The following is a 16,528-nucleotide window of genomic DNA, read 5'->3' as shown; positions in this document are numbered from 1 at the left end:
GCTGAGCACAGCAGCATCAACAGCATACTGAGTGACATTAAGCCACTTCTGGTGTCGCAACAGCACGACTCTTTTCTGCACTGCCGGCACTGCGTTTCAGCAGGTAGCCAATCAGTAATACTGAACCTGCACAGATGGCAAACAGCACGCGCCCCCAGAGTGGATTGGGCAGTAGCACCATCAACATCAGACCGGTTCCCATCATCAGGGTAATGTGGCCCAGTTTGTTACGCTGCATCCGATCAAAGCTATCCTGTTGGTCATCAGCGATGACTGGGGTTTCGACATCCACAAAAAAGTCGTCGGCACGTTGTCTTTCTTGCTGGCTAAACTGCTGTGGCCGGTAAAATAGCGTGGTCGCACAGAAGAATCCACCGGTCAAGAACAGGTGTGCGGCAACGGTAATGGTGGTGGTCAGTTCAGACAGTTCACGTTTAGTCAGCGTGACATTGAACAGGCTTGCCCACCATTGAGCAGTAAAAACGCTCATGATTAACCAAGAGACCAGCATACCAAAGCAGACGGTGCTCCAGGCTGCCCATTTTGGCGTTTTACGCACAAACATGCCGAAGAATAGCGGCACCAGGATCGGTGACTGCAACAACGTAGCAACGCGCATCATCAGTTCAAACAGACTCAACCCTTTTAGTTGAGCAAACAGTTGAGCAATCAATATCACCAGAATGCCATTCACCAGGGTGACAAATTGGCTGACGCGCAAGGTCTTCGCTTCGCTCATGGGTTTATTGCGACAGGCAATCGGTGCCCAGAAACTGCGCACAAAGATACCAGCATTACGGCAGAGCGCGGAATCCATCGAAGACATGGTGGCAGCAAACAACCCTGCCACTAGCAGCCCCACAGTGCCTAACGGCATGTAGCGTTCAGCAAACACCAGGTAGACAGCATCGTTGGCTTTGTTACCCAGTTCAGCATGTGCGGCGGCGGCATCCGGCGCCATGATCGCCATTGCCCAAGGCGGCACAAACCAGATCAGTGCGCCAAACACCATCAGCGTCATTGCCAGTAAGGCGGCTTTACGTGCATTGTTGGAATCTTTAGCATTAAGAAAGCGGTAGGATTCCTGCATATTGTTGATGCTTTGCAACTGTTTAACCAGAAAGAACAGAAATGAACCAACCAGCAACACGCCGTAGTTCATATCAGGCCCCATGATAAAGTCTGAGGGAAACTGCTCAATGATCTGGCTTGGCCCACCGACGGCTACCAGCGCCACAATGGCACAGGCGACAGAGATAACAGCGACCACCAATGTCTGCACAAAGTCACTGGCTACCACTCCCCAAGCGCCACTGATCATTGAGATCAGCAGTACCGAAATGCCGGTCACCCAGATGGTTGTCGTCATGTCGTAACCAAACACGGCACCAACGAAGATCGCCAGCCCATTCAGCCAAACGCCGCCATTGAGCACACTGAGTGGGATAATCGCCCAAGTGAAGAACTGCTCATTGGTTTTGCCGAAACGGCGTTCAACCGCTTCGGTTGGGGTATCAACGCGCATTTGGCGAAAACGGTAGCTAAACCACCAGTAAGACGCGATATAGGCGAAAATATTGCCCAAAAACACGAAGGTGACGGCAAAGCCATCGCTAAAGGCTTTACCGGCTGCACCGGTGAAAGTCCAAGCGGAAAACTGCGTCATAAACACGGTTGCACCAACCATCCACCACAGCATCCGACCGCCACCACGGAAGTAGTCACTGGCGGACTTACTCGCCATTTTTTTAAAGGCAACGCTGATAAAGATCATCAGGGTAAAGTAGCCTGCAACCACGAGGATATCAGTATTCATAAGGCGTTAAGGCTCCATGTCGATGCAAATCACCTCATTGGCTATTGGTTAACGCATAATACTGACGAGGTGTTTTACAAAAAAAATTAAATACGAAACTAATTTTAGAAACATTGTTTTATTTTTTACGTGATCGAGATTGCAAAAGAGAGCAGCAGCGAGGCAAATTTTCACTTATTGAGATGTTGATCTCATTTTTATGAAACATTGTTTTAATCAATGCTAACTGTTGCAACAGTAGTGGGTTTATTGTGAAGGAATGAGGGCGTAGCCGTGAAACCGCAAAAAAGCAAGTAATGGTTCGGATAATCGACACCACTCACCCCGCAATTCTAACCGTTCATCCGCGTATGTAGCCGCTAACCCAAAATCAGGTGTATTCCTTTCCCCATACTAGCGATGATGAGCTGTTCCTAAACCTGTCCCTAACCAGGGGTTCAGAGTGTGCTACCCAACGGGCTTCGATTGCCGAGCGGCGGCAGTATCAAGTCCGTTAGGTAGATTAAAATGTCCGACAGCAGGCCAGTATCGGCCTAGATCTTCTAACTAATTGGATTGCAATTTTAATTAGATTGTTACTTTCGGATTGTTACTTAAATTTTTGCAGACTGGAATTAAGGAAACCTCATGAAACGCGAGGGTATTTTGAAACATTTACCGTGGATGCTGCTTGGCATCGTTGGGGCTGCCTGCCTCGGCGTGGTCGCGCTGCGCCGTGGTGAAACCATTAGTGCGTTATGGATTATTGTTGCTTCGGTAGCGGTATATATGGTGGCTTATCGCTACTATAGCCTTTATATCGCAACCAAAGTGATGCGGCTGGATGCCACCCGTGCAACGCCGGCAGTGATTAATAATGACGGCCTTAACTATGTGCCAACTAACAAGAATGTGCTGTTTGGTCACCACTTTGCCGCAATCGCTGGTGCTGGGCCATTGGTTGGGCCAGTGTTGGCAGCGCAAGTGGGTTACCTGCCAGGCACCTTGTGGCTGTTAGCCGGTGTGGTATTGGCGGGAGCCGTGCAGGACTTCATGGTGCTGTTTATCTCCTCACGCCGTAACGGTGCTTCTCTGGGTGAAATCGTCAAGAAAGAGTTGGGGCCAATCCCTGGTACCATCGCGTTGTTCGGCTGCTTCCTGATTATGATCATCATCCTGGCGGTGCTGGCGTTGATCGTGGTGAAAGCACTGGCCGAAAGCCCGTGGGGGGTGTTCACCGTCTGCTCCACTGTGCCAATCGCGCTGTTTATGGGTATCTACATGCGCTTCCTGCGCCCTGGCCGGGTAGGTGAAGTGTCGGTAATTGGTATCCTGCTGCTGATCGCTTCGATCTGGTTTGGTGGCGTAGTGGCTCATGATCCATACTGGGGCCCAGCACTGACCTTTAAAGCGACCACCATCACCTTTACTCTGGTCGGTTATGCCTTTATTTCCGCACTGCTGCCGGTTTGGTTAATCCTGGCACCACGTGACTATCTGGCAACCTTCCTGAAGATTGGTGTTATTGTTGGTTTGGCCATCGGGATTGTGATCCTCAATCCTGAGCTGAAGATGCCTGCGGTCACTCAGTTTGTTGATGGTACTGGCCCAGTGTGGAAAGGTGCGCTGTTCCCATTCCTGTTCATTACCATTGCCTGTGGTGCTGTTTCTGGCTTCCACGCGCTGATCTCTTCTGGTACTACCCCTAAACTGCTGGCTAACGAAACCGATTCACGTTTCATCGGTTACGGTGCGATGCTGATGGAGTCTTTTGTTGCCATCATGGCACTGGTAGCGGCTTCGATCATCGAACCAGGCCTCTACTTCGCGATGAATACCCCACCGTCAGCACTCGGCATCACCATGCCTGATCTGCATCGTCTGGGTAGTGAAGATGGCGCAATGATCATGGCAGCGCTGCGTGATGTTACCACTCATGCGGCGGCAACAGTCAGCTCTTGGGGCTTCGTTATCTCACCAGAGCAGATCCTGCAAACGGCAAAAGATATCGGTGAACCTTCAGTACTGAACCGTGCTGGTGGTGCCCCAACCTTGGCGGTTGGTATTGCCCACGTGTTCCACCAGATCATCCCAGCCGCTAATATGGGCTTCTGGTATCACTTCGGCATCCTGTTTGAAGCCTTGTTTATCTTAACGGCGCTCGATGCAGGTACACGTGCTGGTCGCTTCATGCTACAGGATCTACTGGGTAACTTTGTCCCGTTCCTGAAGAAGACCGACTCATTGGTGGCCGGTATTATTGGTACTGCTGGTTGTGTTGGCTTGTGGGGCTACCTGCTGTATCAAGGGGTGGTTGATCCGCTTGGCGGCGTTAAGAGCCTGTGGCCGTTGTTTGGTATCTCTAACCAGATGCTGGCAGCCGTGGCGCTGATACTGTCAACTGTCGTGTTGATTAAGATGAAACGTAGCCAGTACATCTGGGTGACCATGCTGCCAGCGATCTGGTTGCTGATCTGTACCACCTATGCACTGGGGCTGAAATTGTTCAGCAACAATCCGCAACTGGAAGGTTTCCTCTACCTGGCGCGCGAATACAACCGCAGAATTGCTGAAGGTGGTGCTAACCTGACTGAACAGCAGATTGCCAACATGAGCCACATCGTGGTGAATAACTACACCAACGCCGGTTTGAGTGTGTTGTTCCTGCTGGTGGTTTACAGCATCATCTGCTTCGGTATTAAGACCGCAATGGCTGCACGGAAAAATCCAAAACGTACTGATCAGGAAACGCCATATGTGGCAATTCCTGAAGGTGGCGTGAAGATCTCTTCTCACCATTAAAGGTGATTTGAACGCCACCTGATATGATGCACATTATGTTGGGTGGTGCTTGGGGTAATGCTCGAACGTCGACATTACCCCTTCCAGTCTCGCTCAGCGGGCGAGACTGGAAGGGGAATCGAGAGTCTATGGTCAACCTCTGTTGATCTGTTCATGCCGATAACCGTAGGCTAATTTCCTTATTGGAGAGTGATGATGTTTGGCAACCTTGGCCAGGCAGGTAAATATTTGGGTCAGGCGGCACGCATGTTGGTTGGCATACCTGATTACGATAATTATCTGCAACATATGAAAGAAAACCACCCCGATAAACCGGCAATGACCTATCAGGAGTTTTTCCGTGAGCGTCAGGATGCGCGTTACGGTGCTGATGGAAAAGGCGGTGTCCGCTGCTGCTAATCATGTGAGTGAGATCTATGAAACCGATTGCTGTCACCATCCTGACCGGTTTTCTCGGTGCAGGCAAAACCACGCTATTACGCCATATTCTGAATGAAAACCACGGTTATAAGATTGCCGTTATTGAGAATGAGTTTGGTGAAGTGCCGATCGACCAGGCGTTGATTGGCGATCGCGCCAGTCGTATTACCACATTGAGCAACGGTTGCATCTGCTGTAGCCGTTCTAATGAGTTAGCGGATGCGCTGCTCGATCTGATCGATGGTGTCGATCAGGGCCAGTTGGTATTTGATCGACTGATCATTGAGTGTACAGGTATGGCCGATCCTGGCCCGATCACCCAGACGTTTTTCTCGCATGAGGTGATCTGCCAGCGTTTCCTGCTGGATGGCATCATCACCCTGGTCGATGCAGTTCATGCCGATCAACAACTCAACCAGTTCACTATCTCACAGGCTCAAGTCGGCTATGCGGATCGCATTTTGTTGACCAAAACTGATATCGCCACCGATAACCAAGCACTGATCGAACGTTTGCAACGCATGAACGCACGCGCGCCGATTTATCCGGTCACACATGGGGAGATCGATTTAAGTTTACTGTTCGATATCGAAGGCTTTGTGCTGAACGACCGGTTACAGGTGACCGCTGCACCCGCGCTATTTCGGCGTATCGCCACCCCACAGAACAACATTCAGTCGATTGTGGTCTATCACGCCCAGCCGCTTGATTTACTGCAAATCTCAGCAGTGATGGAGTCACTGCTGGTCAAGTTTGCTGATAATTTACTGCGTTACAAAGGCATTTTGTCGATCAAACAGGAGCCTCGGCGCTTACTGTTCCAAGGGGTACAGCGGCTCTATAACGCCGACTGGGATCGGCCGTGGTTAGCGGAGGAGGAGCGGCTAAGCACTATGGTGTTTATTGGTATCGATCTGCCTGAAGAGGAGATCCGCGCCCAGTTTGCGGCACTGGATTGATCGGGCAAAAACCGCAACCCGCTATCATTTTCATCCCCGCTTGTTGAACCACGGATACTTGCTGCTGAGATAGCAAAACCGGCAGTTGCTCTGGCTGCCGGTTTTGTTTGCCGCTTCGGCTTGTTTGCAACAGCAAAATAGCCGAGAGCGGCTAGAACAGGCCGCGTGGCTGTTCGGAGTAGCTGACTAACAGGCACTTGGTCTGCTGGTAATGCTCCAACATCATTTTGTGGGTCTCGCGACCAATACCGGAGAGTTTGTAACCGCCAAAAGCAGCGTGTGCTGGATAGAGGTGATAACAGTTAGTCCAGACACGGCCGGCCTGAATACTGCGCCCGACCTGATAAGCGATGTTGCCATTGCGGCTCCAGACACCGGCACCGAGGCCATATTCGGTATCATTGGCAATCTCGATCGCCTCGTTGATATCTTTAAACGTGGTGACGGCCAATACTGGCCCGAAGATCTCCTCTTGGAATACCCGCATCGAGTTGTTACCAAACAGTACCGTCGGTTGCAGGTAATAGCCTTGTGCTAGCCTGCCTGTTTCTGCACGACATTCGCCGCCAGTGAGTAGTTTTGCCCCCTCTTTTTTACCGATCTCAATATAGTTGAGGATAGTCTTCATCTGCTCTTCTGAAACCTGAGCCCCCATCTGAGTATTGAAATCGAGCGGATTGCCGCCACGAATACTCTCTACCCGTTTAATTGCACGCTCAATAAAGCGCTCGTAGATTGACTCCTGGATCAGCGCACGGCTCGGGCAGGTACACACTTCACCTTGATTAAAGGCAAACAGCGCAAAGCCTTCGAGTGCCTTATCGAGAAAGGCATCCTCTTTGTCCATCACATCGGCAAAGAAAATGTTGGGTGACTTGCCGCCCAACTCAAGCGTAACCGGAATGATATTCTTGGTGGCATAGTTCATGATCTGCCGCCCCACCTCGGTTGAACCGGTAAAGGCAACCTTGGCTACCCGCTTCGAGGTGGTGAGGTATTCACCAATCTTGCCACCGGCACCATTGACCAGGTTGAGCACGCCTGGTGGCAGAAGATCTTGGATCAGTTCGATTAATACCAGCACCGACAGCGGAGTCAGTTTAGCGGGTTTCAGCACAATACAGTTACCTGCTGCCAGCGCCGGTGCCAGCTTCCAGCAAGCCATCAGCAGCGGGAAGTTCCACGGAATGATCTGCGCCACCACCCCCAGAGGTTCATGAAAGTGATAGGCAACGGTTTCTGCGTCGATCTCACTGATCCCACCCTCTTGGGCACGAATACAGGCAGCAAAGTAGCGGAAGTGATCAAGCGCCAGCGGCACATCGGCGTAAGTTGTTTCACGGATCGGTTTGCCATTATCCCAGCTTTCGGCGGCTGCCAGCAGATCAATATTCTGCTCCATGCGATCAGCAATCTGATTGAGCAGACTGGCACGTGCCGGGATCGACATTTTTGCCCAAGCGGCTTTGGCATCATGAGCCGCATCGAGGGCTAATTCAACATCCTCAACGGAAGAGTTGGCGACTTGACACAGCGCTTCTCCAGTGACGGGAGTGAGATTGGTAAAATAGTCGCCCTGTGTGGGTGGCAACCATTTGCCACCGATGAAATTGTCATAACGAGGTTTTAACTGTAGGGAAAATGTCTTGCCTTGCGGGGTGATATGGGTGGTATTCGCCATGTGTATCTCCTTATTTACCAACATCAGCCTGCTACCTTATGGCAGCGGGCAATTCAGCGGCGAGCCTGTGTACTGTGAGGTGTGCAGGCAAAAAGGTCGGAGCGGGCAACATCTTGATACCCAAACTGATCATGTTCATTGCGCGAGTATTCAGGCGGTTATGCTAAATAGCACCATGACTGACGGATAAACCATGCGCTATACAGCGATCCCAACCGATCCGGTTGCTAAACTGCCTGATGCCGCCGCCACTGGATACGGCTGTTATCTACCGCGCGGCACGGTGTGAACACACAAAGAAGATAACTGAATAATGGCAATAACAAAACGTCAATCGTTCAGCCTGAGAGCAGAGTCACATTATTTAAATCAAATACCTAGCCTATGGGTTATTCGGCATGTTGTTCGCTAAACAGAGCGCTGTCACGTAGCAGATGCTGGTTGCCCTTGCGGCGTGTAAAACCACTACGATCAAAAAACTCCAGGATCTGGATAGCCAGTTTGCGACCAATACCGAGTTGATCACGAAAATCACTGGCACTGGTGCTACCTTGGCTAACATGTCGTTCACGGATCAGCGCAGCAAACTGTTCAATCTGCGACTGAAGATAGTAGCGATCGGTAACGATAGCACTGACATAACCGAGCTGTGCCGCCTTACGCAGTAACGCTCTGATCTGTTGCTCCGGCTCACCCAGCGTCAATGCCAGATCGCGCACCCAACACGCTTGCTGATCAAACAGTGGCGCCATCCGTTCCCATAGCGCTTGTTGCTGTGGCGTAAAGGCCAAGCCATGTTCTGGCAGATGTAACCAGCCACGTGTATTACGCAACTTACCGGCCGCCAGTAATTGGTCAATCATTAGTGACACCAGCGCTTCCGCTTCCGTTGGCAGCGCCATACGTCGCAACCGAGCAGGTCCTAGCCCAAGCTGATCGCCGTGTTGCTGATGGTAGTCCGCCAGCACTTGCAGCAACTTCTGCTGCTGTTGCTGAGCATTATCGGGCGCTAAGGCCCACCCGCCAGCGATCAGTAGTGAGTGCTGACTGAGCAGTTGCTGTAGCCCAGTAGAGGTTAACTGCCGTGCCCAAGCAAAGCTGGCCAGATCGAACGCACCGTTGGGTAGCCGTAGCGCCAGTGCTTGTTGATCATTTTCAGCATTAGCCAGTGCTGTCAGCCAAGCAAGATAAGCGGGTTGCCGTTTACCCCGTTTCGGTGCGCTGAGTTGCAGCACGCGCGCAGCGGCCAGCGTTTGTCGTGCGCTGATATCACGCAGCACCAGACGATCGTTCTCTGCCAGCCAGAGCGGACGATCAAGCATCAGTTCGGCCAAATGATCGGTCAGTAGTGAAATGCGGCCAGTGATATGGCTGGCTGCATGATGAATATGCAGTGGCTGCCAGTGTTGCAGTGGGCTATCGGCCTCAATCGCGACCAGAACACGCTCGGTTGCCAATGCCGGTTGCTGCGCTAATAACCAGTCACCGCGCGCCACCTGTGGTTTCTGCACATCACCACTGATATTGAGCGCAATGCGTTGACCCGCGACCGCCTGCTCAACCGCCTGGTTCTGTGCATGTAGCCCGCGCACACGCACCGGCAGATTAGCTCCCGTCAGCCACAAATTATCGCCGACCGTGACACAACCTCCCAATGCGGTACCGGTCAGCACCAGGCCTGCGCCTTTGACGCTAAATGCGCGGTCAACCGCCAGCCGAAAACGCTGCGTCTGACGCTGATTGCTGGCGGGTAGCGACAACAGATGCTGGCACAGTGCATCAATGCCGCGTTGCTGACTGGCGGCAGTAACAAACAGCGGCACATCATGCCAGCCTTGCCGCGCCAGCTCGGCGTACAACTGCTGGCTCACTTCAGTAATGCGCTGTTGATCGACCCGATCCGCCTTAGTCAGTACCAGCGTTAGCGGTATTCGACCACTGAGCCGTAAAATCGCCAGATGCTCGCGGGTTTGTGCCATCAGGCCATCATCACACGCGACCACCAGCAACGCATGATCGATACCGCCAATCCCTGCCAGCATATTGGGCAGAAATTTCTCATGCCCGGGAACATCAATAAAACCCAGCACCCGGCCATCAGGCTGCTGCCAGTAGGCATAACCCAGATCGATGGTCATACCACGGCGTTTCTCTTCGGGTAGACGATCGGCATTAACACCGGTGATCGCTTGCAGCAGCGTCGTTTTACCGTGATCCACATGACCGGCAGTTGCAATAATCATCCCTTCAGTGCCTCCAACAGTTGCTCTGCACTCTCCAGGCAGCGCAGATCCAGCCACAATTTACCGTCAGCGATGCGTCCAATCACCGGTCGTGCTAACTGGTGCCACTGCTGTGTTAACGCCATCAGCGTAGCGCCCCGACCGTCGCGTGGCGTAAAGGTGAGCGCATGACTTGGCAGGCGGTCAGCCGGTAACGACCCACTGCCAATCTGCGACCAGCAAGCTTCACCGGCGAGCACAAAACGATCGCCAAACTGTGGCTCAAGCTGCTGCTGTAGTTGTTGTGCCAACTGCTGCATCTGTTCGGGCGCACGGGTGAGCTGGCGCAAAGTTGGCAACTGTTGTTGCAGTAATTCCGGTTGCTGATACAGGCGCAGTGTCGCCTCCAGTGCCGCCAAGGTGATCTTGCCAACGCGCAGTGCTCGTTTTAACGGATGTTGCTGTAACCGGGCAATCAGCGCTTTTTTACCGACAATAATCCCAACCTGTGGCCCACCAAGCAACTTGTCCCCCGAGAACGTTACCAGATCGATACCGGCGGCGATCAGACGTTGCGGCATCGGCTCAGCCGGCAAGCCATACTGCGTCATATCGATCAGTGAGCCACTGCCAAGATCGGTGGCGGTGATCACACCCAGTTCACGTCCCAGCGCGGCCAACTCGGTCTCATCAACCGCAGCGGTAAACCCTTCAATGCGATAGTTACTGGTGTGTACCTTCATCAACAGTGCTGTCTGCTCAGCAACAGCAGTACGATAATCGGCTAAGTGCGTGCGGTTGGTGGTACCGACCTCGATCAACTGGCAACCTGCCTGGCGCATCACATCTGGAATACGAAATGCACCGCCAATCTCAACCAGTTCACCGCGTGAAACCACCACCTGTTGCCCTGCAGCGACCGCAGCCAGCATCAACAGCACCGCAGCGGCATTATTGTTGACGATACAAGCATCCTCTGCACCCGTCAGTTGGCAGAGCAGATCAGCAACCGCTCGATCGCGGTGCCCACGCCCAGCCCCTTGCAAGTCATACTCCAGCGTCACATTGCACTGCATTGCTTGCACCACCGCATCAACGGCAGGCTGTGCCAGCAGTGCGCGCCCCAAGTTGGTGTGCAGCACGGTACCGGTGAGATTCAACACCGGGCGTAGTGCTGATTGTTGCTGTTTGTCGAGACGGTGTTGCAGCTCTTTGGGCCAATCCTGGCTCCAGGCAGGCAACTGCTCCTGGTGTTTTATCGCATCGCGCGCTTCTGCCTGCATTTGACGCAGCAGATCACTGATCAGTGTCTGCCCATACTGCGTGACATACGGCGTGATAGCATCATGGCGTAACAGGCGATCAATCGCCGGTAGCTGACTGTAAAGTTGTTGAGATTGACTACTCATGAGCGTGTTGTATTCACTGTCGGGTTAGCGGCAAATTGAGCCGAACAGAACGGAATGGCTGAGCGGCTGGCACTTTTTAGCGACATCTTACGCCACAACGGCAGTGAGCTGAATAGCAGTGCGGTTTAACCAGCTTATCAGCGCTATTTCACCGTCCTGTTTTTAGCTGTAACGCTTACGCGCAGATTAATCAACCGTGTCGCATTACTCGTCCGTTTTGCGCGCAGTTGTGATGCCGCACGCAGACTCTGCTGTGAATTGGCAACGGGTGTAAGTTGTGCGGGAGGCGCTACGCAGTTTGTTGATCTTACACTCGCCGGGGCGTTGTGCCGGTTTTAATCTGCTCTCTCTAAAGTCACAGGAGAGAGCAGATGACAACACAACGTGGTTTTACCCTGATCGAACTGATGGTAGTGATCGCGATTATTGCCATGCTGAGCGCGATCGGCATTCCAGCCTATCAACGCTACCTGCAAAAGGCAGCATTGACCGATATGTTGCAGGCGATGGTGCCCTACAAAATGGCCGTAGCGCTTTGTGCGTTGGAAAGTGGTGCTGTAACAGGTTGCGATGCCGGCAGTAACGGGATCCCTGCCGGAGCAGCATCACGCTATACCGGCAGTACCGAGGTGAAACAGGGGGTGATCCGCCTGCTTGGGGCGCAAAACCTGCAAGGGTTAACGGTGACCGTGACGCCAACAGTCGATGCGAACGGCTATCTACGCTGGCACCGTGAGTGCAGCAGCAGTAACAGCCAGCAGCAGGAAGCCTGCCAAGAAGTGTTTCGCTTTGATGAAGCCGGGAAGTGAGCGTAGCGATGCAGGAAATTAACAGCGAAATTCATATGCTATGTCAACGCTATCAAGCATTGGCGATTAGCCAGGATGAACAACAGTTGACCATCGCGTTACAAGGAGAGGTGCCAACCAGTCTACTCAATGCGCTACGTTTCGCGACCGGAAAAAATATTGTGGTGCAGCAGTGGTCGCAGGCACGTCTGGAGCAACAACTGAGTCGTCACAGTGAATTGAGGCGCAATCCAGAGCACACAGGGGGTATGCCGGCAGCGGAGCCGGTGATCAGCGAGAGTTACAGTGATCGCGAGGCATCATTGAATGATCAGAGTGACACACCGGTAGTACAGTTTATTAATCAGACGTTGCGCAGCGCAATCCAGCGGCGGGCTTCCGATGTACATTTCGAGCCTTACCCGCAGACATTGCGGGTTAGGTTGCGCATTGATGGTGTGCTACAAACCATCAGTTCCCCAAGTTTATCGTTGGCGGCACCGATCACCGCTCGGCTGAAAATCATGGCACAACTTGATATTGCGGAGCGCCGCTTGCCGCAAGATGGTCAATTGAGCGTACAACTTGATAACACCCATTTTTCGATGCGTATCTCTACGCTGCCAACACTGCATGGTGAGAAAGTGGTATTGCGTATTTTGCAAACCAGCAATCAGGAATTACCGCTGGAGCAACTGGGCATGCGCGAAGCAGAACTGGCCTGTTTTACCCGCATCCTGGCCAGCCCACAGGGGATGATCTTGGTGACTGGTCCAACCGGTAGTGGCAAGACGGTAACGCTCTACAGTGGACTACGCCAATTAAATAATGCGCAGCGTAATTTGTGCAGTGTTGAAGATCCGATCGAGATCCCCGTATTTGGTATCAATCAGACTCAGATCAACAGCAAAACCGATCTTGATTTCGCCCGAGTACTGCGTGCGCTGCTGCGTCAGGATCCCGATGTGATTATGATCGGCGAAATCCGTGATACAGAAACGGCGGAAATCGCCGTTAAAGCGGCACAGACTGGGCACCTGGTGCTATCAACGCTGCATACCAACTCCAGTTGTGAAACATTGACCCGCCTAACCCAGATGGGGATTCCAGGCTATCAGTTGGCAGCTTGCCTGAAACTGGTTATCGCCCAGCGATTGGTACGGCGTCTGTGCCCTCACTGCCGACGTCAACACCCGCAGGCGAACCATTTTCCCGCAGCGATTTGGCCAACCCCGTTACTGGCCTGGCAAGCGGTCGGCTGTGAACAGTGCTTTGCTGGCTACTATGGACGCACAGGGATCTATGAATTTCTTACCATCACGCCCACGGTGCAAACTGCACTGATCGAGAATGCCACGCTGTTAACGCTAGCGGAAGTGGCACAGCAGCAAGGGCAAGTGAGCTTGTTGCAGTCGGGGTTGGCATTGGCCGCTCAGGGGATCACCTCACTGGAAGAGGTATACCGAGTGGTGGGTAGCCATGCTGAAGCGGGGCTAGCAACGTGAAGCCTCAACGCCTCTATAGCTGGCAGGCTATCGATAGTCAGGGCGCTTTGCAGCAGGGTGAGTTGATGGCGACAGAGAAACATCAACTCTATCAGCAGTTACTTCAGCAGGGGTTGCAGCCCTATCAGGTCAGCGCCGGTAAGCGGATTAGCAGTCGTCAGTGGCGTGGTGATGCGATGATCCAGTTTAGCCGCCAGTTAGCGACCCTATTGCAGGCTGGACTGCCGCTGGTCAATGGGTTGCAACTGTTGGCACAACAGCATCAATCAGCGGCCTGGCGCTGTTTGTTGCGCGAAGTGAGTCAGCGTGTTGCCACTGGGCAACCTTTTTCAACCGTGATCGCTGAGTATCCCCGGGTCTTTCCACTGATTTATCGCCAGTTGATCGCTGTCGGTGAGTTGACCGGTAACTTGGATCGCTGTTGCCTACAGTTGGCACAACAGCAGGAAGCACAGCACAAGTTGCATAAAAAAGTGGTGAAAGCGCTGCGCTATCCGCTATTTATCTGCCTGGTTGCCCTGGTAGTCACCATTCTGATGCTGGTAATGGTGTTACCGGAATTTGCCAAGGTGTACCAGTCGTTCTCTGCACCGTTACCGTGGTTTACCCAAGCACTACTGTCACTCTCGGAGACATTGATAACATTTGGCCCCTATTTGCTGCTGCTGTCAGTTGGCTTGGCTCTGCTCTATCTACGACGTTTACATCCGATTAGCGCCTGGCAGCAGCGTGAGCAGGCGTTACTGTTGCGCTTGCCGCTGTTGTCCTCACTGATAAAAGGCAATTGCTTGAGCCAGATATTTGGCATTCTTGCGATGACGCAACAAGCCGGCTTAACCCTGGTGGCCGGTCTTACCGCAGCACAACTCTCGGTCAGCCACCTATTTTACCGACAAGCGCTGGCGACGATTGAACAGCAACTGCGCCAGGGGCAGCCGTTTCACCATGCGCTGGCACAGCAGAAGCTGTTTCCGCCATTGTGTCAGCAATTGGTGCGTGTTGGTGAAGAGTCGGGAAGCCTGGATAGCTTATTAGCTAAACTGGCAGCGTGGCATCAGCAACAGACACAAGAGTTAGCCGATACATTGGCACAAACGTTAGAACCGGTGTTAATGGTGGTGATTGGCACAATTGTCGGTGCGTTGGTGATTGCCATGTATCTGCCGATATTTCAGTTGGGTAATGTATTGAATTAAAAGTTTGCAGCCTAATCGTCTGCGTTATTTAAAATATCGAAATACTCCTTAGCTTGCACTTTTTCAGCGACGTCTTATGATCTTCATATGTTAAATAATTCGAGTGGTCCGTAAGCGGTAACCCTGGAAGTTGTTGGCAGTATAACCACGCTGTCACTCCAGTCATCATGATTGCCACTGTGTGGCGACGGTGCATTGATGCCGCTAACATTCAGACAACTTGAAGTATGACGTGTGGATATGCTTTTTTCTGAATATCGGGTGTGCTCCTATTATGGTCTATATTGTTGCGCTGACAGGCGGGATCGGTAGTGGTAAATCGACTGTCGCCGAGGCGTTTGCGCATTTGGGTGTCACTGTAGTTGATGCTGATGTGATTGCCCGTGAATTAGTTGCACCGGGCACACCTGCATTAGCTGCTATTGCCGCACATTTTGGCGAGCAAATATTATTGAACGATGGTTCTCTAAATCGACTAGAATTACGACAACGTATTTTTAGTGCACCGGCACAGCGAGTGTGGCTGGAACAACTGCTGCATCCGTTGATTGCACAACAGACAGAGAGCCAGTTGCAAGCAGCCAGTAGCGCTTATGCACTATGGGTAGTGCCGTTGCTGGTGGAAAATAGATTACAAACCAAGGCCGACCGCGTGTTGCTGGTGGATGTCGACCAGCAGACACAATTAGCACGAACGATGGCGCGGGATGGCATTAGTCAGCAACAGGCGATGGCGATTTTGTCTGCTCAGGCAACACGTGAACAACGCCTCGCTGTTGCGGATGATATTATCCAGAATAGCAGTACCGTGCAGGCGCTCAATAGTTCGGTGGCGGCATTGCACCGTCGCTATTGTGATTTGGCCGCATTGCAGCACGACAAGGAGAAAATTTAATGAGTGATACATCACCAACCGTTCTCTTTGAACATCCGCTTAATGAAAAAATGCGCACTTGGCTGCGGCTTGAGTTTTTACTGAAGCAGCTTTATGGCCAAAAATGCCTAAATGAAACCACCGTAGTATTGTCATTCTTCCGTACCATTGCAGATTTATTGGATGTGTTGGAACGTGGAGATGTGCGCACCGAGCTATTAAAAGAACTCGAACGTCAGCAACAGAAGTTGCAGCAGTGGTCGCAGGTGCCGGGTGTGGATATGCAATTGCTGGATCAATTACGTCAACAATTGAAGGACAGCGCAACCTCATTAATGTCAGCGCCGCGAATGGGGCAAGCGTTACGTGAAGATCGCCTGATCAGTCTGGTGCGCCAGCGGCTCAGTATTCCTGGTGGTTGTTGCTGTTTTGATCTTCCGGCGTTACATATCTGGATGCACGTTGCCCAGCATGAACGTGATGCTGAAGTGGTAGGCTGGCTGCGTACTTTGGAACCGCTGAATAGGGCGTTGACACTGGTATTAAGTTTAGTGCGTCAGGCGGGAGCTTTTCGTAATCAAACCAGTATGAACGGATTCTTCCAGGATAATGCAGAGGGGGCGGATCTGTTGCGGCTGCGTATTAGCCTTGTCCATCAGCTCTATCCACAGATTTCCGGTCATAAGACACGTTATGCCATTCGTTTTCTGCCGCTGGATAATGAGAATGGTCTGGTACCTGAACGGCTGGATTTGGAGTTAGCCTGTTGTTAGCCTAGCGAAGTTGTGAATGACAGAGTGGATCTCGCCTAGCTTTGGTTCAGTAATCAATGTGATTGCCGCCAGGTGGACAAGGCTGTTGCCCGAGGCGGCAGGAT

12 protein-coding genes are annotated in these 16,528 nt (G+C 52.3%); 8 read left to right on the top strand and 4 right to left on the bottom strand.

Annotated elements, in window-relative coordinates; all coding sequences use genetic code 11:
- Positions 1-37 precede the first annotated feature (37 nt).
- Positions 38-1,816 carry a sodium:solute symporter family transporter gene (locus EOJ37_RS02290; protein WP_127957298.1) on the bottom strand — a complete coding sequence of 593 codons (1,779 nt, stop codon included), beginning with the start codon at positions 1,814-1,816 and terminating at the stop codon, positions 38-40.
- Between the two features lie 627 nt (positions 1,817-2,443).
- Here EOJ37_RS02290 and EOJ37_RS02285 point away from each other — a divergent pair.
- The 3 genes from EOJ37_RS02285 (at position 2,444) to yjiA (ending at position 5,976) form a co-directional block, all read left to right on the top strand.
- Positions 2,444-4,597, top strand: a complete 2,154-nt coding sequence (locus EOJ37_RS02285; protein ID WP_127957295.1) for a carbon starvation CstA family protein — start codon at positions 2,444-2,446, stop codon at positions 4,595-4,597.
- Positions 4,598-4,792: 195 nt separating this feature from the next.
- A complete protein-coding gene (locus EOJ37_RS02280) occupies positions 4,793-4,996 on the top strand; it encodes a YbdD/YjiX family protein (protein ID WP_127957579.1) in 204 nt (67 codons plus the stop codon).
- Positions 4,997-5,013: 17 nt separating this feature from the next.
- On the top strand, positions 5,014-5,976 hold the full coding sequence (gene yjiA, locus EOJ37_RS02275) for a GTPase (protein ID WP_127957292.1): 963 nt from the start codon (positions 5,014-5,016) through the stop codon (positions 5,974-5,976).
- Positions 5,977-6,127: 151 nt separating this feature from the next.
- Here yjiA and exaC read toward each other — a convergent pair whose 3' ends face one another.
- The 3 genes from exaC to selA form a co-directional block, all read right to left on the bottom strand.
- Entirely contained in the window at positions 6,128-7,657 is a 1,530-nt protein-coding gene (gene exaC, locus EOJ37_RS02270; RefSeq protein WP_127957288.1) for an acetaldehyde dehydrogenase ExaC, read from the bottom strand.
- A 389-nt stretch (positions 7,658-8,046) separates the two neighbouring features.
- The gene (gene selB, locus EOJ37_RS02265; RefSeq protein ID WP_127957286.1) at positions 8,047-9,900 is read right to left on the bottom strand and encodes a selenocysteine-specific translation elongation factor; all 1,854 of its coding nucleotides are present in this window, start codon (positions 9,898-9,900) and stop codon (positions 8,047-8,049) included.
- Positions 9,897-11,288 (bottom strand): L-seryl-tRNA(Sec) selenium transferase, encoded by a 1,392-nt coding sequence (gene selA / locus EOJ37_RS02260; protein WP_127957283.1) that lies wholly within the window; start codon positions 11,286-11,288, stop codon positions 9,897-9,899. Before selA ends, selB begins: the two co-directional genes overlap by 4 nt.
- Before the next feature lie 371 nt (positions 11,289-11,659).
- On the opposite strand from selA, the gene ppdD reads away from it, so the two are divergent.
- From ppdD to zapD, 5 genes are all read left to right on the top strand, one after another.
- Positions 11,660-12,097, top strand: a complete 438-nt coding sequence (ppdD, locus tag EOJ37_RS02255; RefSeq protein WP_127957280.1) for a prepilin peptidase-dependent pilin — start codon at positions 11,660-11,662, stop codon at positions 12,095-12,097.
- An 8-nt stretch (positions 12,098-12,105) separates the two neighbouring features.
- Positions 12,106-13,581, top strand: coding sequence for a type II secretion system protein GspE (gene gspE, locus EOJ37_RS02250; RefSeq protein WP_127957277.1), 1,476 nt, complete (start codon positions 12,106-12,108; stop codon positions 13,579-13,581).
- Positions 13,578-14,777 (top strand): protein transport protein HofC, encoded by a 1,200-nt coding sequence (gene hofC, locus EOJ37_RS02245; protein WP_127957274.1) that lies wholly within the window; start codon positions 13,578-13,580, stop codon positions 14,775-14,777. The genes gspE and hofC overlap by 4 nt, the downstream gene beginning before the upstream one ends.
- A 274-nt stretch (positions 14,778-15,051) precedes the next feature.
- Positions 15,052-15,672, top strand: a complete 621-nt coding sequence (coaE, locus tag EOJ37_RS02240; protein WP_127957271.1) for a dephospho-CoA kinase — start codon at positions 15,052-15,054, stop codon at positions 15,670-15,672.
- Positions 15,672-16,424: a cell division protein ZapD gene (zapD, locus tag EOJ37_RS02235; RefSeq protein ID WP_127957268.1), complete on the top strand. Its 753-nt coding sequence runs from the start codon at positions 15,672-15,674 to the stop codon at positions 16,422-16,424. Before coaE ends, zapD begins: the two co-directional genes overlap by 1 nt.
- The last annotated feature ends 104 nt before the right edge of the window (positions 16,425-16,528 follow it).

The organism is Serratia microhaemolytica (assembly GCF_004011885.1).
GTDB classification, from domain to species: Bacteria; Pseudomonadota; Gammaproteobacteria; order Enterobacterales; family Enterobacteriaceae; genus Serratia_G; species Serratia_G microhaemolytica.
The sequence above is the reverse complement of the archived record's forward strand: the minus strand, read 5'-3'. Positions and strand labels throughout refer to the sequence as shown.